Genomic DNA, 21,733 nt, shown 5'->3' with positions numbered 1-21,733 from the left:
GGGGTATGACCCGCGCGTTTGCGGGCGCGGTGTGCCCGGCATACTTACCCGATGCCCACACCCACCGATTCGGCGCCGGTCGCCGACATCAAACCGCGTAGTCGTGACGTGACCGACGGCCTGGAGAAGGCCGCCGCCCGTGGCATGCTGCGCGCAGTAGGCATGGGCGACGAGGACTTCGCCAAGCCACAGATCGGGGTGGCCTCGTCCTGGAACGAGATCACGCCGTGCAACCTCTCACTGGACCGGCTCGCCAAGGCGGTCAAGGAGGGCGTGTTCTCGGCCGGCGGCTACCCGCTCGAGTTCGGCACCATCTCGGTTTCGGACGGCATCTCGATGGGTCACGAGGGCATGCATTTCTCCCTGGTGTCGCGCGAGGTGATCGCCGACAGCGTCGAAACCGTGATGCAGGCCGAGCGCCTCGACGGCTCGGTGCTGCTGGCCGGTTGCGACAAATCGCTGCCCGGAATGCTGATGGCCGCCGCACGGCTGGACCTGGCGGCCGTGTTCCTCTACGCGGGCTCCATTTTGCCGGGGGTGGCCAAGTTGTCCGACGGCAGCGAACGCGAAGTCACCATCATCGACGCGTTCGAGGCGGTGGGGGCGTGCGCGCGCGGATTGATGCCCCGCGAGGACGTCGACGCCATCGAGCGCGCGATCTGCCCCGGCGAGGGCGCCTGCGGCGGCATGTACACGGCCAACACGATGGCCAGCGCCGCCGAGGCGCTGGGCATGTCGTTGCCGGGGAGCGCGGCGCCGCCGGCCACCGACCGCCGCCGCGACGGGTTCGCGCGCCGCAGCGGCGAGGCCGTCGTCGAGCTGCTGCGGCGCGGCATCACCGCCCGCGACATCCTCACCAAGGAGGCCTTCGAAAACGCGATTGCGGTGGTGATGGCGTTCGGCGGCTCGACCAACGCGGTGCTGCACCTGCTGGCCATCGCCCATGAGGCGGACGTCGCGCTCGCCCTCGACGACTTCAGCCGGATCGGCTCGAAGGTGCCGCACCTGGCCGACGTCAAGCCGTTCGGCCGGCACGTCATGTCGCACGTCGACCACATCGGCGGCGTGCCGGTGATGATGAAGGCGCTGCTGGACGCGGGCCTGCTGCACGGCGACTGCCTGACGGTGACCGGCCAGACCCTGGCTGAGAACCTGGCCGCCATCGCGCCGCCCGACCCGGACGGCAAGGTGCTGCGCGCCATCAACAACCCGATCCACCCGACCGGCGGGATCACCATCCTGCACGGATCGCTCGCGCCCGAGGGCGCGGTGGTCAAGACGGCCGGCTTCGACTCCGACGTGTTCGAAGGCACCGCAAGGGTTTTCGACGGCGAGCGGGCCGCGCTGGACGCCCTCGAGGACGGCACCATCACCACGGGGGACGCGGTGGTGATCCGTTACGAGGGCCCGAAGGGCGGCCCCGGGATGCGCGAGATGCTCGCCATCACCGGCGCGATCAAGGGCGCCGGCCTCGGCAAAGACGTTCTGCTGCTTACCGATGGCCGGTTCTCCGGCGGCACCACCGGCCTGTGCGTGGGGCACGTCGCGCCGGAGGCGGTCGACGGCGGACCGATCGCGCTGCTGCGTGACGGCGACCGGATCCGCCTCGACGTGGCCGCCCGCACCCTCGACGTGCTGACCGACCCCGCCGAGTTCGAGGCGCGGCGAGGGGATTTCACGCCTCCCCCGCCCCGCTACAAGACCGGGGTGTTGGCCAAGTACGTCAAGTTGGTCAGCTCGGCCGCGATCGGCGCGGTCTGCGGCTAAGCCCGCGTGGCGGCGGCCCGCGTGCGCATGCCGAAGTAGGTGGCGTTGAGACCCACGACGGTCAGCAACGCGCCCGCGACGACATTCGACCACAGCATGCCCGCCGTCAGCGCGACGCCCGGCAGGATCCACGGCGACACGATGACCCAGACGCCGAGCACCGGCAGCGTCCACGTCATGCCGTGCGCGCGGTCCAGCGCCGTGGCAAACCCGTACGCCAGGAACGCCACCGCGATCCCGACGATGAGGTCGGATGTGGCAAGCGATGCCGTCGCGCTGAACCCGACGATCCACGGTGAGGCGGCCAGGTACAGGCCCGTCAGCAGGGCCAGGCCGAAGGTGACATGCGCGCTCGTCGACTCGGCGACGCGCTCGTAATTCGCCCGCAGGGTCAACAAATCGGGGTGGTGATCGATTGATGAATGGACCGTACTCATTTTGTGACCTTTCTGTTATGCAGCAAGCCTTTTGAGCTCCACTGCACCCATCCATCTGTGGTCAAGATTACGCCCGATCACGAACCAATTCGAGAGACCGCGTAGCGTCGTAAGACATGGACATCGCCGACCGATTGCGGCTCGATGTTCCGGTGGGACAGGCCGGAATGGGCGGCGGGCTGGCGGGCGCGCCGCTGGCGGCCGCGGTCGCCAACGCGGGCGGCCTGGGAACCCTGGGCATCGCCACCCCGCGCCAGCTGCGGGCGTCGATCGACCAGGTGCGCGACCGGGCACCGGGGCGCGCCGTCGCGGTTAACCTGTTGATGCCCTTCGTTCATCGCCACCACGTGGCGGTCTGCGTCGACTCGCGCGTGGACGCCGTCGTGTTGGCGTTCGGCGAAAAGCGGGGGCTCGTCGAGCACCTGCGCGGCGCCGGAGTCTTCGTGTTCGTGATGGTCGGCACCGAGGCGCAGGCGCGCGCCGCGGTCAGCTGGGGCGCCGACGGTTTGATCGCGCAGGGACGACAGGCCGGCGGGCACCTGGTGGGAACCATGCCGGCCCTGGACTTCCTGCCCCACGCCCTGGGGGTGGCCGGCGATCGCCCGGTCTTTGTGGCCGGCGGCATCGCCACCGCCGCCGACACCCGCGCCGCCCTGGATGGCGGCGCCAGCGGCGTCATCGCCGGCACGCGATTCCTGTTGACCCACGAGGCCAACGCGAGCCGGGAGTATCAGCGGCGAATCCTGCAGGCGGACAGGACGATTGAGACCAACCTCTTCGGCCTGAGCTGGCCGCTGCGCCACCGCGTCATCCCCAACGCGGCGACCCGCCGCTGGTGCGGCGACGACGGGAAGGCCAAAGCCCTGCCCGCCGCCCTCAACGCGGCCAGCCGCCCGCTGTCGGTGCTGGGCTATTTCGACGCGGGGGCGCTGATGCGCCTGCAGTCGCCGGCCCGTCCGTTCTTCACGCCGTTGGCGCCCGTGGCCGGGGTGCCGGATGCCTGGTTGGACAGCGCCGCTTTGTACGCCGGCGAAACCGCTTTGCGGATCAGCGAACTCACCTCCGCCGATCAGGCCGTCAAGGACCTCACCCCGCACTGACGCCCTCAGCGCACCACCGCGAGCGCAAAACCGTCCCACTGCTTGGCCCCGACGGTCTGGATCACGGCCGTGTCCAGCCGCGGGTGCGCGCCCATCGCCTGCAAGGTCTGGCGCGTCGCCCGTAGTTTGGCATCGCCGGACTCCGTGTCGAGGATCCGTCCTTCACGAATGACGTTGTCCACCACGATGACCGAACCGGGACGAGCCAACCGAACCGCCCACTCGAGATAGGCCGCGTTGTTCTCCTTGTCGGCGTCGATGAACACCAGGTCGAAGAGGCCATCGTTCAGCGTCGGCAAAGTGTCCAGCGCGGCGCCGACGATCACCTCGACGCGGTCGCCCACCCCGGCGCGCTGCAGGTTGGACCGCGCGACCTCGGCGTGTTTGGGCTCGTATTCCAGCGTCACCACACGACCTTCGGGCCCCGCGCCGCGCGCCAGCCAGATGGTACTGAAGCCCCCCAGGGTGCCGATCTCGAGGATGCGGCGCGCCCCGATCGCACCGGCGAGCAGCGACAGGAACTTGCCCTGTTGCGCCGAGACCGCGATCTGCGGCAGCCCGGCCGCATCGCTGGCCTGCAGCGCCGCGGTCAGGGCCGGGTCGTCACCCACCACCGTGCTGTCCAAGAATGCGTCGACGTCTTGCGGGGTCGGGTCTGCCGTCATGTCGCCAACGCTACCCGGGCGCCGCGCGCCCGAATACCTATTTACTGAATACCCCCATGGGGTATAGAGTGAGCCCGCGAGTCCACGACGAGAAAGAAGGGGATTGAAATGGCAACCTATGAGGCAGGAGCCCTGCTGAGTTGTGGCCACGAGGGCTGCGGGTGCCGCGTTCGCATCGAGGTTCCCTGCCACTGCTCGGGCGCGGGCGAGCCGTACCGCTGCACCTGCGGCGACGAGCTGACGCCGGTCGAGTAGCCGTCGGGCCGGTCGTGCGTCCGGGCCTGGCGGAGCACCGCGAATCAGCGCCCGAACGCACGGCCGGCCAGTTCCACCGCGCCCGCCAGGTGGAGCGCGCCGGCCGACGCGCCCACCGCCACGGTGTAACCGCCCGGCGCGATGCGCCAGGCCCGCGCGCCACCGTCGTAATGGGCGAGCAGGCGCGCGTCGGCCTCGATGCTCACCCGGCGGGTCGCGCCCGGCTCGAGCTCCACCCGCTCGAATCCCAGCAGCCGCAGGCATCGCTCGCCGGGGGCCGCGGTCAGGTAGAGCTGCGGGACGTCGGCCCCTCCGCGGTCGCCGACGTTGGCGACGCTGAAACTGGCGCTGATCGTGTCCCCGCCGCCGACCACCAGGTCGCCATACTCAAACCTGGTGTAGGACAAGCCATGGCCGAACGCGAACATCGGTGCCAGTCCGCGTTTGGCGAACCAGCGGTAGCCGACATCGGCCCCTTCGAAATAGTCGATGGTGGTCGGCGTTCCCCACGGCGCACCGGGATCGGGCAGCTCCGGGCGCGGCGTCTGGGCGAGGTCGGCGGGGAAGGTGATCGGCAGCCGGCCTGACGGATTCACCAGCCCGGCAAGGACTTCCGCGATCGCCCGGCCACCGTCCTGGCCCGGGTACCAGGCCTGCACGATGGCGTTCACCGAGTCGCGCCAGGGCATCGTCACCGGGTTGCCGGTCTCCAGCACCACGACCGTGTTCGGGTTGGCGGCCGACACCGCGGCGATCGTCGCGTCCTGGCCCCACGGCAGCGACAGGTCGGCGCCGTCGAAGCCCTCGCCTTCGGCGCGGACCGCGAACACGATCGCGGCGTCGGCCCGTCGCGCCGCCGTCGCCGCCTCCGCGGGGCTGAGGCCGGGATCGAACTCGATCTGCGCCTGGGGCAGCCGCTTTCGCAGCTCGCTCAGCGGGCTCGACGGCAGCAGGTACAGGTTGCGCAACCCGGCCTCCAGGCCGGTGCCGCCGATCGGCACCACCGCGGCGTACCCGCCGGGTGGGACGACGGCGGCCGAGCCGTAGCCGGCCACGACACCCAGGTGCGCGTGGCCACCGATGACGGCGATGCGTGCCCTCGACTCCGGCGCCAGCGGCAGCACCCCGCGGTTGGCCAACAGCACGATCCCCGCGCGGGCGACCCGCAGCGCAATCTCGTTGTGCGCGTCCATGTCCGGTGCGGGTGCGGCGTCGGAACGATCGACTCCGACCGCGAACATCGACCGCAGGATCCGGCGAACCATGTCCGACAGGCGCTCCCTGGGCAGCCTGCCCTCGGCATACGCGGCGCGCAGCGGATCCCCGAACGCCTCCGACTGCCACAACAACGCGTCGATCTGCGCGCCGCACTCCTGATCGAGCCCGGCGAGCGCGCACTCCCAGCTCGGCGTACCGCCCCAATCGGACATGACCCAACCGCGGTATCCCCAGGCGCCTTTCAGCACCTGGTTGATCAGGACGTCGTTTGCGGCGGCGTAGTCGCCGTTGATTTTGTTGTAGGCGGCCATCACGGCGCCGGGCTGCGAGCGCTCGATGGCCATCTCGAAGGCCAGCAGGTCGGATTCGCGGTGCGCGTCGGGGTCGATGACCGCATCCAGAAAGTGCCGGTTGGTCTCGTTGCCGTTCAGCGAGTAGTGCTTGACCGTCGAGATGACGCCCTCGTGCTGGATCCCGTTGACCGATTCGGCGGCTATCGTCGCCGTCAAAAGCGGGTCCTCGGAGACGTATTCGAAATTGCGGCCGTTGCGGGGATCGCGTGCGAGGTTCATGGCGCCGGCGAGCTGCACGTTGAATCCGCGGCTGCGGGCCTCCCGGCCGATCAGGCCGCCGGCGGCGCGCGCCAGCGCGGGATCGAAACTGGCGGCCAGCGCCAGCCCGGCGGGTAAGGCGGTGGCCGTGTCACCCGGACGATAGCCGGGGTTGGTGACGCCGAGCCCGGCGTCGCTCATCGACAGCGCCGGGACACCGAGTCGCGGTATCCCGGGCACGTACCCCGCGCTCATCGGGACCCCCGGCGGGATGCGTTCGTCCCGCAGCGGCCACAGTTCCCCGGCGCCCATGACCCCGACCAACAGCGAGAACCGCTCGTCGTCGGTCATCTGGGCCTCGACCTCGCGGGCCCGAGCGTCGGGATCGATCACCGCACACCCTCTTTGGCATACACGACGCGCAGCACGTGCCCGAGTTCCGGTCCCATCACCAGCTCCGCCAATTCGCAGATCGTCGCGACGAACTCCGGGCCGTGCGGCGGCTCGGCCCGGCACAGATGATGCGCCACCTCGTGCAGCACCACCAGCTCGCGCAGCGCCCAGTCGGCGGTGTCGCGGTCGGGAACCGCGATAGTGCCCGCACCGTCCCGGTTTTCGTAGTGCGCCGCGGTGGCGGCGCGGCGCGGCCGCACCCGCAGCGGCGAGACGTCCGGCCAGCGTCCCCGGACCGACGGCAGCGCGAGCACGTCGTCGACGTAGCGCTGCACGGAGACTACCGACCCGAAGCGCCCCTCCGGCGGCAGTGTCAACCGGGTGCCGAAGAACTCGACGGCGGGCGATCCGTGCTCGGCGGCGCGGTCGAACAACGTGCGGACGAAGTCCTCGGCCGCATACACCTTGGCGCGCTGCGCATCGCGGGCCGCCGTCACTGGCGCAGTGCGCTCCGCGCTCCGGGCAGTTCGGGGCTGTTCCCGAGCCGCGCCCGCCGGCCGGCCCGGTCCCCCGCGCGGCGCGCCGCCGACGAATACCCCGCCGTCGCGCGACTGACTTGGTAGGTGCCGCGCGCCTTCGACGCGCCGCGGTAGAAGTCTCGCAGCTCAAGTTCCTTGTTCCGCAGGGCGATAGCGGTGCCGGGCGGGCGGCGGCGGTCCTTGGTGGCCTCGCGGGTGGCCTCCGCGCGGGCCTCGGCCAGGCGCTTCCCCACCCGGGCCCCGAACGCGAGCTGGAAGTTGAGGCGCGCGGTGATCGTCGGCGTGGGCCGATGCGCCCCGGAGGCGAGGTAGGCGTCCGACGCCCGCACCATCTGGACTACCAGGCTGGCGTAGAGGGCGTGCGTCGCGTCGATGTCCTCGGCGAACCCGTACGCGTAGACGAACGTCGAGTTCGACGCCACGTCGCAGCGCACCTCGTTGGCGGCCGCGATCACCACGAAAAGCTGCACATAGGTCCGCAGCCCCCGGGTGCCGGCCGCGCCGATGGTGATGGTCCGCTGCGTCGGGGCCTGCACCGGCGACCGCTTGGCCGCATGGGACCGCGCCACCGCCATGTCGATGGACGCCGCCGTCGCCAACCGCTGGGCGGCGCTCATGAAGGCGTCCGCCTCGTGCGAGTTGTCGGTGCCCTCGGCCTGACGCAACAGCGCGGCGATGCGAGCCAGCATTTTGTCGTCGGTCATGTGCGCCACTCCTCCTCATCGCTCCGCTCTGCATCGTCGCGGCGCGGGTCATGTGCGCCACTCCTCCTCATCGCTCCGCTCTGCATCGTCGCGGCGCGGGTCATGTGCGCCAAACTAACGCAACGAGACGACAGTCCGCCGACGGCCGCTCAGAGCCGGGCGGTGATCCACGAGACGACGTCGCCGAGCACCTGATTGCGCTCCGGCTCGTTGAAGACCTCGTGGTAGAGCCCCGGGTAGACCTTCAGCTCGACGTCGGTGGATCCCACGCATTCAACCAGCCGGCGGCTGCCGTCGACGGGGATGAGGCGGTCGTCGGAGCCGTGCACCACCAGCAGTGACGCGGTCAACGCCGGCGCCCGCTGCGGCATGGTCTCGCCCACCTGCAGCAGCGCGCGCCCGACGCCGGCCGGAACCTTCCCGTGATACACCAGGGGATCGGCGTTGTAGGCCGCCACCACCGCCGGGTCCCGGGAGATGGCGTCGACGTCGAGTTCCTGCACCGGAAGGCCGGGCACGACGACGCCGAGCACCTTGGCGGCGAGCACCATCAGCGGCGACACCAGATCCTGGGCCGCCACCGCCGGCGCCGACAGCACCATCATGTTGTAGTTGTCCGGGCGTTCGACCCCGTAGGCGAACACGATCCCGCCGCCCATGCTGTGTCCGAGCACGATGCATTTGAGGCCATGGTGTTCCCGGGTGGCGATGCGGACCAGGGTGTCGAAGTCGGTCGTGTACTCGGAGATGTCCCGCACCAGCATCCGCTTGCCGCCGGAGCGGCCGTGACCGCGGTGGTCCAGCGCGTAGGTGACCAGGCCCGAGCCGCCGAAGCACTGCGCGACGTGGTCGTAGCGCAGTGCATACTCGCCGAGGCCGTGCGACAGCACGACCACTGCCCGCGGCGCGGTGTCCGGCGTCCAGACGTCATAGACGATGCGCACGCCGCCGACGCCGTCGAAGGTCCGTTCAGTGCGCGTAGTCATCATCGGCAGCGTAGTGGCTCGAGGGGTGGGCGGTGTCGGAGACACTGCGTAGGCTCATCCGGGTGAGGCTGCTCACCGAAAACGCCGGAAACTTTGACGCCGACTCGGCAGTCGGCGGGGACTTCTCGACCGACGCCGAGCCGTACCGTCGCGAGTTGCTCGCCCACTGCTATCGGATGACCGGGTCGCTGCACGACGCGGAGGACCTGGTGCAGGAGACGCTGCTGCGGGCCTGGAAGGCCTACGACCGTTTCGAGGGCAGGTCCTCGATGCGGACCTGGCTGCACCGCATCGCCACCAACACGTGCCTGACGGCGCTGGAGGGCCGCGAGCGGCGCCCCTTGCCGACCGGCCTGGGCGCGCCCAGCTCGGACCCGACGGCGGAGCTGGTGGAGCGCGGCGAGGTGCCCTGGCTCGAGCCATTGCCGGAGCTGACCGACGATCCGGCGGACCCGTCGGTCATCGTCGGGTCCCGGGAGTCGGTGCGGTTGGCGTTTGTCGCCGCGCTGCAACACCTTTCGCCGCGGCAGCGGGCGGTGCTGCTGCTGCGCGACGTGCTGCAGTGGAAGGCGGCCGAAGTGGCCGCGGCGATCGGCACCACCACCACCGCCGTCAACAGCCTGCTGCAGCGGGCCCGCACCCAGCTCGAAGCCGTGCAGCCCAGCACCAGCGACCGCTTGACGCCGCCGGATTCGGCCGAGGCGCAGGACCTGCTGGACCGCTACATCGCCGCGTTCGAGGCTTACGACATCGACCGGCTGGTCGAGCTGTTCACCGCCGAGGCGATCTGGGAAATGCCGCCGTACGTCGGCTGGTACCGGGGTCCCCGGGACATCGTCACGCTGATTCATCAGCAGTGCCCCGCCGAGCACCCCGGGGACATGCGGCTGCTTCCCGTGGTCGCCAACGGCCAGCCCGGCGCGGCCATGTACATGCGCGCGGGCGACGTACACGTGCCGTTCCAGCTGCACGTGCTCGACGTGCAGGACGGTCGGGTGTCGCACGTGGTGGCGTTCCTCGACGACACCCTGTTCCCGAAGTTCGGGCTGCCCGGTTCGCTGTGACGACACCGAATCCGCCGCTCGTCGCGCCCGCGCCCGGCAAACCGCTGCTGTTGCTGGGCGCCTTCGACATCGAAGCCGTCGGCTACGTCGCCGAGGAATACTTCGTGTCCGGCACGGCCTCGTCCTACGCGCCCACCGCCGAGCTGGGTGCCGACGGCCAGTGGGGCGTAACGCCCAGCGGCACCGCCGAATACACGACGCGGATCGTGGCGCTGACCCCCGCCGATCGGGCGCAGTTCAATGGCACCGTGCTCGTCGAATGGCTCAATGTCAGTGGCGGCATCGACGCCCCGGCCGTGTGGATGATGGCCCATCGCGAGATCGTTCGCGCGGGCTACGCCTACGTGGCGGTCTCGGCCCAGCGGGTGGGGGTGGAGAGCGGCGGCGCCAGCATGCTCGGCTTCGACATGTCCCTGAAGAGCCAGGACCCGGCGCGGTACGCGGCCCTGCACCACCCCGGCGACGAGTTCTCCTACGACATCTTTTCCCGGGCGGGCGAGCTGGTCCGCAACGGCGCGCTGGGCGATCTGAGCGTGCGCCACGTGATCGCCGTGGGCGAGTCGCAATCCGCGATGTTCCTGACCACCTACGTCAACGCCGTCGCCCCGCTCGCCCGAAGCTACGACGGCTTTTTGGTGCATTCCCGGTTCGCGTCGGCGGCACCGCTGGACGGCGCGTCGATCTTCGACGAATCGCAGGCCGGCTCGCCGGACGCGGTCGCGTTCCGCACCGACCTGCGCGTCCCGCTGCTCGCGATCATCACCGAGACCGATCTGCTCGGCGGCCCCCGGCACGGCTACTACCTCGCGAGGCAACCCGACGATCAATGGCTGCGGGTCTGGGAGATCGCCGGCGCCGCACACGCCGACAACTACACGATCCAGGTGGCGCCCATCGACGACGGCTCGGCGCCGCTGGATGCCGTGGTGGCGGCCTACGCGCCGACACGGATGCTGATGGGCCAGCAGCTGGGGCATTACATCAACTTCGCGCCGCAGCACCATTACGTGGTGCAGGCGGCGATCGCGGCCCTGCACGCCTGGGTGCGAACCGGCGAGCCGGCGCCGGCCGCCCCGCCGATCGAGGTGCGCGACGGCGACCCGCCACGGGCCGTGCCGGACGCCAACGGCCTCGCCCGGGGCGGCATCCGGACCCCCTGGGTGGACGTGCCGATCGCCCGGACATCCGGCCTGCCCAGCTCAGGGGCCGGCGAGGAGAGCCTGATGGCCGCGATCTTCGGCTCCGGCGAGCCGTTCGACGCCGCGACGTTACACCGGCTCTATCCGGCTGGGGCCGAGCAGTACCTCGACGCCTTCACGGCGGCGCTGGACAGGGCGATCGGATCGGGATTCATCCTGCCGGCCGACCGCGCCGAGATCCTCGAACTCGCCGCCGCGACGTATCCCCGCGCCGGCGCTCACGCGTAGTGCGGCCGAAGGTTGAGGCGCAGCATGCGATCGAGCAGCCGGTCGGACACCACGCGGGCGACCCGGACCAGGACGGCGGCGTCACGCCCGATGGTGTAGCGGGTGCGGGGCCGAGATGCCGTGGCGGCCTTGGCGATCACCCTCGCGGCGCGCTCGGCCGTCACACCCCCCGCGGTGAACGATCGGGCTTGCGCCTTGACGGCCTCCGCCAGGTCGCCATACCGGTGGAGTTGGTCGGCGGTCATTCCGGCGCTCAGTCGATCGGCGGTGGCGATTCCGCGCTCCGTGATCTCCGTCTTCACCCCGCCGGGTTCGACGACGACGACCTTGACCCCGAACTCCGCGACCTCGCGGCGCATGGCATCGCTGACGGCCTCCAGCGCGAACTTCGAACCCGCGTAGGCGCCATAGGTCGACAGCGCCACCCTGCCACCGACGGAGCTGATGTTGACGACGGTGCCGGAGCTTTGCAGCAGGGCCGGCAACAACGCCTGCGCCATCGCGATGTGACCGAACAGATTGACCTCGAATTGCCGGCGCCATTCGTCCAGGGGCAGCGTCTCGACGGGCGCGTTGACGGCGATCCCGGCGTTGTTGATCAGCGCGCGCAGCGGCCGGCGCATCGGATCGCGGGCGACGCGGTCGGCGATGGCCGCAACGTCGGATTCCGCGGTGATGTCGAGGATGTGGGGCTCGATCCCCTCGGCCCGCACCGCATCCGCGTCGACCTCACGACGGACACCGGCCAGCACGTGGAATCCCTGGCGCGCCAGCGCCCGCGCGGTGGCCGCCCCCATGCCGGTCGAGGCGCCGGTGACGACGATGAGCTCGCGCGGTTCGGGGTCGTTCGAAGCAGTCATGACCATCTCCCTCGTGGGGTCGATACGTTGAGTTGACAACGTCAACAGAATCTAGCAGCTTTGTTGACGGTGTCAACTCAAACGGTGGGAGCCTATGCTTCTGCGGATGGCGACACGATCAGAGGCCGCCGCGGCGACGCGCCGGTCGCTCCTCGACGCCGCGGAGGTGTTGCTGGACATCGGCGGCCCGGATGCGGTCACGCTGCGCGAAGTGGGTGCGCGCACGGGCGTTTCGCGCTCGGCGCCCTACCGCCACTTCGCCGATAAGGAAAGCCTGCTCACCGCCCTGGCCACGAATGCGTGGAGCGATCTGGGCGACGCGCTCGAACTTCTGGTCACCAGCGCTAACCCGCCGAAGCAGTCGTTGCGCGCCGCGTTGCTCGCGTTTGTCGCCGTGGGCCGAACCCGGCCGCACCTGTACCGCCTGATGTTCACCATGCCCGCGGGAGATCCCACCGCCTTGACCCGGTCGGCCGAGCGCGCCCAGGACCTGTTCCTGGACCTGGTGGGCCGCATCGTCGGCGCTAAACGGGCACGCCGCTACGGGGCGCTACTGCTGACCAGTGCCCACGGCATCACGGGCCTGGAGCTGAGCGGCCATCTGGCCTGGGATAAATGGCACACCGATGCCGAGCAACTCATCGACACGCTCATCGGCCTGCTGCCGGCCGCGCAGTGACTAGCCCGAGAACAGCCGGCTGTCGGGCGCCGGTCCCGCCACCGGGCGGACCAGCCCGGCCCCGGTGATCAGCGGCAGGTCCAGCGCCGACAGCAGGCCGGGCGGGGCCGCGCACACCGCGGGAATGGCGTTCACCATCCGCGACGCGCCGGCGATGCGCGCGCCAAGATCGTGGTCGTGGTCCTCGGCCATCTCGAATTCGCAACGCATGCTGGGGGATCCCTCGATCTCGACGCGATACAGGCCGCGCCCCGACGCCGCGCCGTAGCCGAGATCCTGTGGCGGGATGCAGATGTGGGGCTGGGGCCAGTCCGGGGCGATGTCGTCACGCATCCGCGTCACGTGGTCGAGGACGAAAGTCGGCTTCCCGCCGACATATCCGGTCAGGGTGGAGCGCATGGCCGCGATGGTTCCCGCCGCAATGCGGCCGGTGGGCGTGTCGAAGGACTCGGCGGCGGGGATGCGGTCGTTGCTCTCCTCGATGCTGTCGATCTTGACGCCCAACCCGGCGGCGAGCTGGTGCAGCACCGGACCCCAGCCGAACGCGAAGATTCCCGGCTGGGCCGCGAAGGCCGGGTATTCCGGCGGCTTGCCGAACCCGAGGATCTCGTAGACCGCGGCGGGGTCCGGGTAGGTGGCGTAGTTGAACATCTCGGTCACCCGCACCGAGTCGATGACGCGGGATACCCCCGAGAGCACCAGCGGCAGCACGTCATTGGCGAAGCCGGAGTCGATGCCGGTGGTGAAGAACGACACGCCGCCGTCCAGCGCGGCCTGGCGCAACGGGTCGGTGAACGCCCCATCGAGGGCGTCGGGGAACACCAGCGGCACCACCGAGCACGACACCACGTTCTTCCCGGACCGCAGGATCGAGGCCATGTCCTCGACCGCCTCGAGCGGCCGCAGGTTGGCACCGGCCGCATAGACCACCGCGTCGGCGTCGCCGGCCAGCATCGGCGCCGGGTCCTGCGTGGCGATCACGCCAACCGGCGCGATCCCGCACAGCTCGCCGGCGTCGCGACCCGCTTTGGCATCGCTGTGCACGACGAGGTCGACCAGCTCCAGTTCCGGATGGTCGATCACGCCGCGCAGGGCGATCACGCCCATGGAACCCGGCCCCCAAACCCCCACCTTCAGCACAATCGTCTCCTAATATTAGGACGCCTATCATTACATTTTGGACGGATCGTAGGGAGCCGCGCGTGGGTGAGTCAACCACCAAATCACCGCCCACCGCCCGCGTGCTGGATGTGCTTGGGACGCTGGCGAATTCACCGGGCGGGCACACCTCGGCGGAGCTGGCGAAGGCCTGCCGGATCAGCACCTCGACCTGCGCCCTGGTGCTGGCCGAACTGGAGCGGCGCGCGTGGGTGGCGCGCCGCGAGGACCGCCGCTACGTGCTGGGCAGTGGCTTGTTCGGCCTGGTGCACGGGCTGCGCACGCAATTCCCCCTGCTGGACCGCGGGCGCGACGCGCTGCGCGACCTGCATGACACGCTCGGCGCCGGCTGCTCGATGTCGAGGATCGGCGACCGCGACCTGACCACTGTCGACACGGTCGGCCACGGCACCGACGGCGAGCACGCGGTAGGTCAGCGCTTCCCCATCGACCCGCCGTTCGGCCTGGTCGCCATGGCTTGGCGCGACGACGAATTCGTCGAGAGCTGGCTGCACCGCGTCACCCCGCGGCTGACGCGCGCCGAGGTCGCCCAGCACCAGCGGGTGCTGGCCGACATCCGGGCCCGCGGCTACGGCGCGTGGCGGTTCGACGACACCCACCAGTCGCTACACCACCGCCTGGCGGACGTGCTGGCGTCGCTGGAGCCGACCGCGCGGGTGACCCGCCAGCTCACCACCCTGATGACCATGGTGACGATGCGATCCGTCACGCATGAGCTCGAAACCGAGCTGGCATCAACGGAATTCGTCGTCCTGCCGATCTTCGCCCATGGCGGCCAGCCCGAGTACCAAATCGAGATCCACCTGGGTCGCCCGGCCGGCCTGACGCTGGCCGCGCTCGAGACTGCGCTCCGGCACGCGCAGGCGATGTTGACCTAGGCTGGAGCCCGTGCCTGCCACCGCGGAGATCCGGCGTGCCGCCGACCGGGCCGTCACCACGACGTCCTGGCTGAAGTCCCGGCATTCCTTCTCGTTCGGCGACCACTACGACCCCGACAACACCCACCACGGGTTGCTCCTGGTCAACAACGACGACATCGTCGCGCCCGGAACGGGATTCGACACGCATCCACACCGCGACATGGAGATCGTGACCTGGGTGCTGCGCGGCGAGCTGACACACCGGGACTCCGCCGGCAACCGCGGGGTCATCTATCCCGGACTGGCCCAACGCATGTCGGCGGGCAGCGGCATCCTGCACTCGGAGAAGAACGACTCCCCCACGGAACCAGTCCATTTCGTGCAGATGTGGGTGGTGACCGACGAGACCGGTATCACACCGAGCTACCAACAACACGAGATCGGCGACGAGGAGCTGTCTGGCGGACTTGTGACCATCGCCTCAGGCATCCCCGGTAGTGCGGCGGCCATCACGCTGCACAACCGCAACGCCGCACTGCACGGCACGCGGCTGCGGCCCGGCGCCTCGGTCGACCTACCGCAGTCGCCCTACCTGCACGTATTCGTCGCACAGGGCCGTGTCGGCGCGGCCGAAATCGGTGACCTCGACGAGGGCGACGCCGTCCGGTTCACCGGCGCCGACGGCGCGCGGGTGACGGCGGCGGAGCCGTCGGAGCTGCTGATCTGGGAGATGCATGCAGAGTTGGGCTCCTGAGACCACATAGAGTGGGCACGACAGACAGGAGCCCGCATGTCTCAATCGCAGCCGCGGCACGCGGCGCCCAACCCCAAGCGGAATATCAAGGCAGTTCGGACCGTGCGATTCTGGGCGCTGCCCATCGTCGTCACGCTGGCGCTGATGTCGGCGCTGTGCGCGCTCTACCTCGGGGGCATCCTGAACCCGATGACCAACCTGCGGCATTTCCCGATCGCCGTGGTGAACGAGGACGCCGGCCCGTTCGGGGGACAGATCACCGACGGCGTCGTTGCCGGGCTGGACAAGGACAAGTTCGACGTCCGCGTCGTGTCCCACGACGAGGCGCAGCGCCAACTGGACACGGCTCGTGTGTATGCGGAAATGGTCATTCCGCCCACCTTTTCGTCCAACCTGCGCGAATACGGGGCCAGCGCCGTCACGCCCGGCCGCGCGACCCGGCCGTCGGTCACCATCTCTACCAACCCGCGAGCGGGCACACTCGGCTCCAGCATCGCGGGACAAACCCTCACCCAGGTGATGGCCGTGGCCAATGGGAAAGTGGGGCAACGGCTTACGGCCGATGTCGCGGCGCAAACCGGGGGCGCGCCGCTGACCGGCGCGTCGGCGCTGGGCCTCGCCAATCCGATCGAGGTCAAGGCGAACGTGTACAACCCGCTGCCGAACGGCACCGGTAATGGGTTGTCGGCCTTCTATTTCGCGCTGCTGCTGCTGCTCGCGGGGTTCACCGGCAGCGTCGTGGTCAGCACGCTGGTGGACGCGCTGCTCGGCTACGTGCCCGCGGAGTGGGGCCCGGTGTACCGATTCGCCGAGCAGGTCAGGATCTCGAGATTCCAGACGCTGCTGCTCAAGTGGGCCATCATGGTGGTGCTGGCGCTGCTGACGTCGGCGGTCTATCTGGCCATCGCCCACGGGCTCGGCATGCCCATCCCACTCGGCTGGCAATTGTGGGAGTTTGGGGTGTTCGCGATCATCGCGGTGGGCATCACGTCGAGTTCCATCTTGTCCGTCCTGGGCTCGATGGGCCTGCTGGTCAGCATGCTGATCTTCGTGATCCTCGGGCTGCCGTCCGCGGGCGCGACCGTGCCACTGGAGGCCACGCCACAGTTCTTCCGCTGGCTGGCCGAATTCGAGCCGATGCACCAGGTCTTCCTGGGTGTGCGGTCGCTGGTCTATCTCGATGGCCGTGCCGATTCCGGTCTGTCACAGGCGCTGTGGTTGACAACGATCGGCCTGGTGATCGGCCTGTTGCTGGGCGGCATCATCACGAAGCTCTACGACCGCCAGGGCTTCCACCGGATCCAGGGCGCGGTCGAGCTGGCGATCGCCGCGCAACATCAGGCGGAGCACCAGGCGCGCGTGAGCAAGCGCGAGACCGCCCGCGCGGCCCCGGTCGACACCGAAAGCGAAACCCCAAGCGAGCAAACGTAATTCGAGCGCGGCCCAAGCGTCACCGGTTCGTTATCAAAGTTGACAGTGTGACTGGTGTGACTGATGCTATTGATGTTGCATAGCCATCAGTGCCGAAAGGTCCACCGTGCCGACGCCCCTCGCCAGCCTGCGCCGGCTGGCGGCCTGCTGCACTGCGGTGGCCGCGTGCGCCGTGCTCGCCTGCACGACCGGGCAGCCCCTCGCGCGCGCCGCCGACGGGCGCGACCTGCTGGCCAACGCCATCGAGACCACCAAGGGCTCCTACCTGGTCTATAACTTCGGCCCCGGTCACCCGACGCCGATGCTCAACGCCGGTGGCAGCTGGTACGAGATGAACAACGGCGGGCACCTGATGGTCATCAAGAACGCCGCGGGCCGCCTCGCGCCGCACCTGCTGGTGGACAGCCACCAGGGCGATCAGGCGCGCTGCGAAAACAATCCCGGCGCCCGCACGGGCGAGGGGCTGTGGCAGGCATCGGAGGTCTACGCGCCGCTGCAGGCGTGGCAGCGGCTGGGGCAGCCGACGATCGCAATCAATGCCAACTTCTTCGACATCCGGCCGCAGAAGGCCGGCTCTTGGCGCCAGACCGGCTGCAGTTCCCCGCTGGGCGCCTTCGTCGACAACACCCACGGCCAGGGCCGGGCGAACCAGGCGGTCACCGGCACCGTCGCGTATCCGGGCAAGCAGGGCCTCTCCGGCGGCGGCGAGAGCTGGAGCGCCCTGTCGACCATGATCCTGCCGGCGGGCGGCGCACCGTATGTGTTGCGCCCCAAGAATCCACAGGATTATGACGTCGCCACGCCGGTGGTCGCCGACCTCCTGAACCGCAACGAGCGGTTCGTCGCGGTATCGGGGATCGGCCTGCTATCGCCCGGCAAGACCGGGCAGCTCAACGACGGCGGTCCGAGCGCGGCGCGCACGGCCCTCGCCTACGTGAAGCAACGGGACGAAATGTACGTCTTCGAGGGTGGCAGCTACACCCCGGACAACATCCAGGACCTGTTCCGCGGCCTGGGCAGCGACACCGCGGTCCTGCTCGACGGCGGCGGGTCGTCGGCCATCGTGCTGCGGCGCGACACGGGCGGCATGTGGGCCGGCGCCGGGTCACCGCGCGGATCGTGCGACACCCGCCAGGTGCTGTGTGACTCCCACGAACGGGCGCTGCCGAGCTGGCTGGCCTTCAATTAGGCGTCCGCGGGCCCGAAGCGGAAGATCAGCAGGCTGGCCGCGACGACCGCCGCCGTGACCGCGAACACCGGCGCGACGACGAACCGTGACATCGTCGCGCCGACCAGGGCGCCGGCGCCCATCGTGAAAACGACACTGAAGCGCAGCTTTTCGCGGGCACCCGTCCCGCCGGCGAGGTGGCTGTCCAGGCCGAGGCTGACGATCGTCGACGTCAGCACCGTGGTGGAGAGCTCCTGGATCCCGAACTGGCGCGCGCTCGAGTGCTGCAGACCGAACGTCACGGCGAGCAGGGCGATCATGATCAGCTTGGTGTCGTCGTGGTAGTGCAGTACGCCGCTGCCGGCCAGGATCGACAACGCAACCAACAACACGATTTCAGTTGCCAGCACGGTGGTAATCCACGGTCGCACCCGCTCGCCGAAATGCCGTGCCACCCGGCCGCTGACGATCGTCGTGCAGACGAACGTCGGCAGGGCCACCACGACCGCCGTCAGGTCGATGCTGGTTCGGGGCGCCAACCAGAAGCCGAGGAAGATCACGTTGCCGGTCATGTTCGCCACGAAGACGTGGCCGAGAACCAGGATGCTGATCGCGTCGGCCAAGCCGGTGGCGAAGGTCAACAACAGCAGCGCCGCGACGGTCGAGCGCTCGGAGACCGGCGACGCAACGGGCATGTGCGGGTTGGGATCCAGCCGCGTCAGACCTGCGGGGTCAGGTCCAGCGAGGTGATCGTCGTCATCCTCGTCACCTGCCAGTGGCCGTTGGTGCGCTTCATGAACAGCCGATACGACAGGTATTTCAGCGACGGGATGTTCTTGGTCAGCGGGCTGGTGGACGTGGTGTTGGTGTACACGATGACGACGGCATTCGGATCGTCCAGCGACTCGACCGCCGCGCCGACCACTTCGGTGCTGTTGGTCACCTTGGCCTGCTTGTTGGGGCCCACGATCGCGTCGACGAACTTGCGGTACTGGGCCGCGAAGTCACCGCTGAGGTAGGCCGCCGCGCGGTCGGCGAGGCCGTCCATGTTCTCCGGCGTGTACGTCCACAGCGTCGTGATCGCGTTGGCCGCGGTGCGCGCGACCTTCAGCTTCGTCGCGGCGGTGGCGCGATCGGCAAGGTAGGGCTGCACCGCCGCGCCCGCGAACGCCGCGGAGCCGACGAACAGCGCGGCAGCGAGCGCGATCGCGATGGCGAGCCGCTTGCCGGCCAGGATCTTGCGCCGGGGCTGCTTTTCTTTTGCATCCGTCGCCGCCTCTTCGTCGTCGGGCGCGGGAGCGTCGGCGACGTCGGCGGATTCGGTTGCCCCGTCGGCGCTTTCGGTGGTCTCCGGAGCGTCCTCGCCAGACGATTCTCCGGTCTTTTCCGCGTCGGCGGTCAGGTCACCTGCAGCAGGTTGCTGATCTTCCACTGATTCCCTTCCTGCGTGACGGTTGCCGCCCAACGATTGGTGTTCTCGAATACCTGCTTTTCGTCCGGCGACTTGGAGGTCACGTCGGTGGCCACCATCACGGTGGCGCTGCCGTCGTCGTTCCACCGTTCCAGGCCGGAGCCCAGGACGGTGCCGGTCGCGGGTTCGGCCCGGGCGACCTGCAGCAGGATCTCGTTGGCCTTGTCGTGGTACTGCTTGGCGAAATCGCCTGTCGCCTGGGCCAATATTCGGTTCACATAGTCGTTGGCGTGATACGGATCGATGGAGGTGAACTGCGTCATGAACCCGCCCACGTAGCTGAGCACCTCGCGCTCCTTCGACGCGACGCGCGCCCGACGTTCGTGAGAAATCAGCATCAGCGTGCATGCCACGATCGACACGACCATCAGCACCGCGGCGCCCGCGCCGCCGGCCGGCATCCACCGCGGGCGCGACGGCGGCACCGGTCGCGCCACGAGCAGCGACTCCTCGCCGGACTCAAACTTGCGGCGGGGGCTCATTTTCCGTTCCCCGGCTGTTTCGGTCTGGTCAGCACGGCGAGGTCGTCAACGCGCCAATGCGCGTCCGCGCCCTTGGCGAATTCCACCCGAACGGTCGCGCTGATGTAGCGCTCGTCGGGTCCCGCGCCGCGCCGCCCCTGCAGGAACAGCAGCATCGTCGCGCGATCCGGCGTGACCGATTGCACCGACCAGTCGGTGGGCCAGTACTCGTTGATGACGGGATTGCTTTTCTGGACCACGTCCTGCTGCGCCGACAGCTGGCTTCGGTACTTGTCGGTCGCCAGCGACCGGGCGCGAGCGAAGTCGTCGCGCAACGATTTCGGGTCGTACGTGAGCATCTGCGCGACCATCTTGGGCCCCTGCACCTCGATCTGCGCCCTGCTTTGATCGCTCGCCTGATCGCGGGAGTAAACCACCAGGTAGCTCAGGGCGACCCCGGCGAGGCACACCGCCGTCGCGATCGGCACCGCCAGCGTGGTCCAGCGCCGCGACTTTCCCAGCGCCTCGTCGTCGGGCTCGACGCGGCGCGCTTCGGTACCCAGCAGCATGTCGGCGAAGGTGCGGCGCCGCGAATCCCACAGCGGCCAAAGCCATCCCACCACCGATGCGGTGTCGAGCAGGTGGGCCAGGTCCCGCAGCAGCAGCGCCCACGGCCCGATAGTCGTGCCGTCGCGGCGCACCACCGCGATTCCGAACAGGCCGCGTCCCAGGCTCCAGCCGGTAAGGGTTGGCAGCAGCAACCGGTCGGCCAACATCAGCAGGATGGCCAGGCCGCCGACCGAGACACACACCCACCACCAAGCAGAGTGCGCGGCCACGGTCCAGGCGACCAACGCCATCGTCGTCGCCACGGCGACGCACGGCAGGACGTCGACGGCGAACGCGGCCGCTCGAATTTGCCAGGGGGCCAAGGCATCCCGCGGTGACTCCGGTACGGCCGCCGTGGTTTCAGTCCGAGCCCGAATCTCCTCGACCACCACCGTCACTTCGTCACCTGGTCGAGCTTGGAAATTCGGTACTGCCCTTCGGCGAATGCCATCTTCACGCGCAGGCGGTAACCGGTTTCCTTTTGCGACTGGTCGCTTGACACCTTGACGCGCATCGCGACGAGCACGTCGACCGTGCCGTCGTCGTTGTTACGCTCCACCGCCGCGCGCGCATCGGACACCTGAACGTGGATGTTGGCCGCCTGGTACGCCTGAACGATCATGTTGGTGTACAGCAGCGCCTGGGAGCGGAACGCGTCCGTGCCGCACTCGATGATCTTCTGTTCGCTCTGGACCATCGCATTGGTGTCGGGCGCCTGAGTCGCCGACACACAATCCACCGCCGCCTTGAGCGCCGCGGCGTCCTTGCCCGCGATGAGCTGGCTGTCGTGGTGGTAGCGGAGAGCAAAGTAGCCACCCGCGCCGAGGCCGCCGGCCAACACCACCAGCGCCGCGGCAATGCCGGCGAGCCAACCGCGACCCAGTCGCGACGGACGGCGTTCGGCGCCCGCGGCCTCGGCCCCGGACTCCGGCGTCTCCTCCGCCGTAGGCTCCTCGGCTTCAGCCGAGTCCTCGGATTCCTTCGAATCCTCGGCCGTCACCTCGGGGCTGGTCTGCTCGGTTCCGTCCTCGGATTCCTTCGAAGCTTCAGCCGTCTCCTGCGGGATGGTCTCCTCAACAGCAGCCACCGGCTCCTGATGAATCTTCGGACTGGATCTCTGGGAGGGCCTGCGCTGTCGACGAAACCTCGGCATGG

The 21,733-nt window shown here is 69.4% G+C and carries 22 protein-coding genes and 1 pseudogene; 10 read left to right on the top strand and 13 right to left on the bottom strand.

Features of this window, described 5'->3' with window-relative positions; genetic code table 11:
• The first annotated feature begins 51 nt into the window (after positions 1-51).
• Positions 52-1,767, top strand: coding sequence for a dihydroxy-acid dehydratase (gene ilvD / locus A5787_RS06220; protein ID WP_066963223.1), 1,716 nt, complete (start codon positions 52-54; stop codon positions 1,765-1,767).
• On the opposite strand, the gene A5787_RS06215 is transcribed toward ilvD, so the two are convergent.
• A complete protein-coding gene (locus A5787_RS06215; protein ID WP_066963220.1) occupies positions 1,764-2,204 on the bottom strand; it encodes an SPW repeat protein in 441 nt (146 codons plus the stop codon). The genes ilvD and A5787_RS06215 overlap by 4 nt on opposite strands.
• 116 nt (positions 2,205-2,320) lie before the next feature.
• On the opposite strand from A5787_RS06215, the gene A5787_RS06210 reads away from it, so the two are divergent.
• Positions 2,321-3,304 (top strand): nitronate monooxygenase family protein, encoded by a 984-nt coding sequence (locus A5787_RS06210; RefSeq protein ID WP_066963217.1) that lies wholly within the window; start codon positions 2,321-2,323, stop codon positions 3,302-3,304.
• 5 nt (positions 3,305-3,309) lie between these two features.
• Here the strand turns inward: A5787_RS06210 and A5787_RS06205 are convergent, their stop codons facing one another.
• Entirely contained in the window at positions 3,310-3,969 is a 660-nt protein-coding gene (locus A5787_RS06205) for an O-methyltransferase (RefSeq protein ID WP_066963214.1), read from the bottom strand.
• A gap of 108 nt (positions 3,970-4,077) precedes the next feature.
• Here A5787_RS06205 and A5787_RS26445 point away from each other — a divergent pair, with 108 nt between their 5' ends.
• Positions 4,078-4,224, top strand: coding sequence for a metallothionein (locus A5787_RS26445; RefSeq protein ID WP_077100228.1), 147 nt, complete (start codon positions 4,078-4,080; stop codon positions 4,222-4,224).
• 44 nt (positions 4,225-4,268) lie between these two features.
• Here the strand turns inward: A5787_RS26445 and A5787_RS06200 are convergent, their stop codons facing one another.
• The 4 genes from A5787_RS06200 to A5787_RS06185 form a co-directional block, all read right to left on the bottom strand.
• Complete coding sequence (locus tag A5787_RS06200) at positions 4,269-6,386, bottom strand: beta-glucosidase (RefSeq protein ID WP_197506973.1); 2,118 nt, start codon at positions 6,384-6,386, stop codon at positions 4,269-4,271.
• Positions 6,383-6,883, bottom strand: a complete 501-nt coding sequence (locus tag A5787_RS06195) for a TIGR04338 family metallohydrolase (protein WP_082977093.1) — start codon at positions 6,881-6,883, stop codon at positions 6,383-6,385. The genes A5787_RS06200 and A5787_RS06195 overlap by 4 nt, the downstream gene beginning before the upstream one ends.
• Positions 6,880-7,629: a DUF2786 domain-containing protein gene (locus A5787_RS06190; RefSeq protein WP_066963211.1), complete on the bottom strand. Its 750-nt coding sequence runs from the start codon at positions 7,627-7,629 to the stop codon at positions 6,880-6,882. Before A5787_RS06190 ends, A5787_RS06195 begins: the two co-directional genes overlap by 4 nt.
• 149 nt (positions 7,630-7,778) lie before the next feature.
• The gene (locus A5787_RS06185; RefSeq protein WP_066963209.1) at positions 7,779-8,618 is read right to left on the bottom strand and encodes an alpha/beta hydrolase; all 840 of its coding nucleotides are present in this window, start codon (positions 8,616-8,618) and stop codon (positions 7,779-7,781) included.
• On the opposite strand from A5787_RS06185, the pseudogene A5787_RS06180 reads away from it, so the two are divergent.
• Both A5787_RS06180 and A5787_RS06175 read left to right on the top strand, forming a co-directional pair.
• Positions 8,566-9,679, top strand: a pseudogene (locus tag A5787_RS06180) (sigma-70 family RNA polymerase sigma factor). The gene A5787_RS06185 and the pseudogene A5787_RS06180 overlap by 53 nt on opposite strands.
• A complete protein-coding gene (locus A5787_RS06175) occupies positions 9,676-11,106 on the top strand; it encodes an alpha/beta hydrolase domain-containing protein (protein ID WP_066963206.1) in 1,431 nt (476 codons plus the stop codon). The pseudogene A5787_RS06180 and the gene A5787_RS06175 overlap by 4 nt, the downstream one beginning before the upstream one ends.
• On the opposite strand, the gene A5787_RS06170 is transcribed toward A5787_RS06175, so the two are convergent.
• The gene (locus A5787_RS06170) at positions 11,097-11,966 is read right to left on the bottom strand and encodes an SDR family oxidoreductase (RefSeq protein WP_066963332.1); all 870 of its coding nucleotides are present in this window, start codon (positions 11,964-11,966) and stop codon (positions 11,097-11,099) included. The two genes, A5787_RS06175 and A5787_RS06170, sit on opposite strands and share 10 nt — an antisense overlap.
• 106 nt (positions 11,967-12,072) lie before the next feature.
• Here A5787_RS06170 and A5787_RS06165 point away from each other — a divergent pair, with 106 nt between their 5' ends.
• Positions 12,073-12,645, top strand: a complete 573-nt coding sequence (locus tag A5787_RS06165; RefSeq protein ID WP_066963329.1) for a TetR/AcrR family transcriptional regulator — start codon at positions 12,073-12,075, stop codon at positions 12,643-12,645.
• On the opposite strand, the gene A5787_RS06160 is transcribed toward A5787_RS06165, so the two are convergent.
• Entirely contained in the window at positions 12,646-13,785 is a 1,140-nt protein-coding gene (locus tag A5787_RS06160; protein WP_082977092.1) for a dihydrodipicolinate reductase, read from the bottom strand.
• A gap of 62 nt (positions 13,786-13,847) precedes the next feature.
• Here A5787_RS06160 and A5787_RS06155 point away from each other — a divergent pair, with 62 nt between their 5' ends.
• From A5787_RS06155 to A5787_RS06140, 4 genes are all read left to right on the top strand, one after another.
• Entirely contained in the window at positions 13,848-14,702 is an 855-nt protein-coding gene (locus A5787_RS06155) for a MarR family transcriptional regulator (protein ID WP_156763787.1), read from the top strand.
• Between the two features lie 10 nt (positions 14,703-14,712).
• Positions 14,713-15,438 carry a pirin-like bicupin family protein gene (locus A5787_RS06150; protein WP_066963199.1) on the top strand — a complete coding sequence of 242 codons (726 nt, stop codon included), beginning with the start codon at positions 14,713-14,715 and terminating at the stop codon, positions 15,436-15,438.
• Between the two features lie 36 nt (positions 15,439-15,474).
• Positions 15,475-16,869 carry a YhgE/Pip domain-containing protein gene (locus A5787_RS06145; protein WP_066963196.1) on the top strand — a complete coding sequence of 465 codons (1,395 nt, stop codon included), beginning with the start codon at positions 15,475-15,477 and terminating at the stop codon, positions 16,867-16,869.
• A 79-nt stretch (positions 16,870-16,948) separates the two neighbouring features.
• Positions 16,949-18,058, top strand: coding sequence for a phosphodiester glycosidase family protein (locus A5787_RS06140; protein WP_156763786.1), 1,110 nt, complete (start codon positions 16,949-16,951; stop codon positions 18,056-18,058).
• On the opposite strand, the gene A5787_RS06135 is transcribed toward A5787_RS06140, so the two are convergent.
• The 5 genes from A5787_RS06135 to A5787_RS06115 are packed head-to-tail and all read right to left on the bottom strand — an operon-like array spanning position 18,055 to position 21,731.
• On the bottom strand, positions 18,055-18,732 hold the full coding sequence (locus A5787_RS06135; protein ID WP_066963191.1) for a YoaK family protein: 678 nt from the start codon (positions 18,730-18,732) through the stop codon (positions 18,055-18,057). The genes A5787_RS06140 and A5787_RS06135 overlap by 4 nt on opposite strands.
• 23 nt (positions 18,733-18,755) lie before the next feature.
• Entirely contained in the window at positions 18,756-19,469 is a 714-nt protein-coding gene (locus A5787_RS06130) for a mammalian cell entry protein (protein WP_066963188.1), read from the bottom strand.
• Positions 19,436-19,990: a mammalian cell entry protein gene (locus A5787_RS06125; RefSeq protein WP_066963185.1), complete on the bottom strand. Its 555-nt coding sequence runs from the start codon at positions 19,988-19,990 to the stop codon at positions 19,436-19,438. The genes A5787_RS06130 and A5787_RS06125 overlap by 34 nt, the downstream gene beginning before the upstream one ends.
• Entirely contained in the window at positions 19,987-20,976 is a 990-nt protein-coding gene (locus A5787_RS06120; RefSeq protein WP_066963183.1) for an RDD family protein, read from the bottom strand. Before A5787_RS06120 ends, A5787_RS06125 begins: the two co-directional genes overlap by 4 nt.
• Positions 20,973-21,731, bottom strand: a complete 759-nt coding sequence (locus A5787_RS06115; RefSeq protein ID WP_369829087.1) for an Mce protein — start codon at positions 21,729-21,731, stop codon at positions 20,973-20,975. Before A5787_RS06115 ends, A5787_RS06120 begins: the two co-directional genes overlap by 4 nt.
• Positions 21,732-21,733: the final 2 nt, after the last annotated feature.

This window comes from Mycobacterium sp. 852002-50816_SCH5313054-b (assembly GCF_001667185.1).
Lineage (GTDB): Bacteria > Actinomycetota > Actinomycetes > Mycobacteriales > Mycobacteriaceae > Mycobacterium.
Note: the sequence above shows the minus strand (reverse complement) of the source record. Positions and strands in the feature narration are given on the sequence as shown.

Coding starts and splice junctions, on each gene's coding strand:
- A5787_RS26445 (WP_077100228.1), top strand. CDS start 4,078: ATGGCAACCTATGAGGCAGGAGCCCTGCTGAGTTGTGGCCACGAGGGC.
- A5787_RS06170 (WP_066963332.1), bottom strand. CDS start 11,966: ATGACTGCTTCGAACGACCCCGAACCGCGCGAGCTCATCGTCGTCACC.
- A5787_RS06210 (WP_066963217.1), top strand. CDS start 2,321: ATGGACATCGCCGACCGATTGCGGCTCGATGTTCCGGTGGGACAGGCC.
- A5787_RS06125 (WP_066963185.1), bottom strand. CDS start 19,990: ATGAGCCCCCGCCGCAAGTTTGAGTCCGGCGAGGAGTCGCTGCTCGTG.
- A5787_RS06215 (WP_066963220.1), bottom strand. CDS start 2,204: ATGAGTACGGTCCATTCATCAATCGATCACCACCCCGATTTGTTGACC.
- A5787_RS06115 (WP_369829087.1), bottom strand. CDS start 21,731: ATGCCGAGGTTTCGTCGACAGCGCAGGCCCTCCCAGAGATCCAGTCCG.
- A5787_RS06190 (WP_066963211.1), bottom strand. CDS start 7,629: ATGACCGACGACAAAATGCTGGCTCGCATCGCCGCGCTGTTGCGTCAG.
- A5787_RS06165 (WP_066963329.1), top strand. CDS start 12,073: ATGGCGACACGATCAGAGGCCGCCGCGGCGACGCGCCGGTCGCTCCTC.
- A5787_RS06135 (WP_066963191.1), bottom strand. CDS start 18,732: ATGCCCGTTGCGTCGCCGGTCTCCGAGCGCTCGACCGTCGCGGCGCTG.
- A5787_RS06145 (WP_066963196.1), top strand. CDS start 15,475: ATGTCTCAATCGCAGCCGCGGCACGCGGCGCCCAACCCCAAGCGGAAT.
- A5787_RS06185 (WP_066963209.1), bottom strand. CDS start 8,618: ATGATGACTACGCGCACTGAACGGACCTTCGACGGCGTCGGCGGCGTG.
- A5787_RS06205 (WP_066963214.1), bottom strand. CDS start 3,969: ATGACGGCAGACCCGACCCCGCAAGACGTCGACGCATTCTTGGACAGC.
- ilvD (WP_066963223.1), top strand. CDS start 52: ATGCCCACACCCACCGATTCGGCGCCGGTCGCCGACATCAAACCGCGT.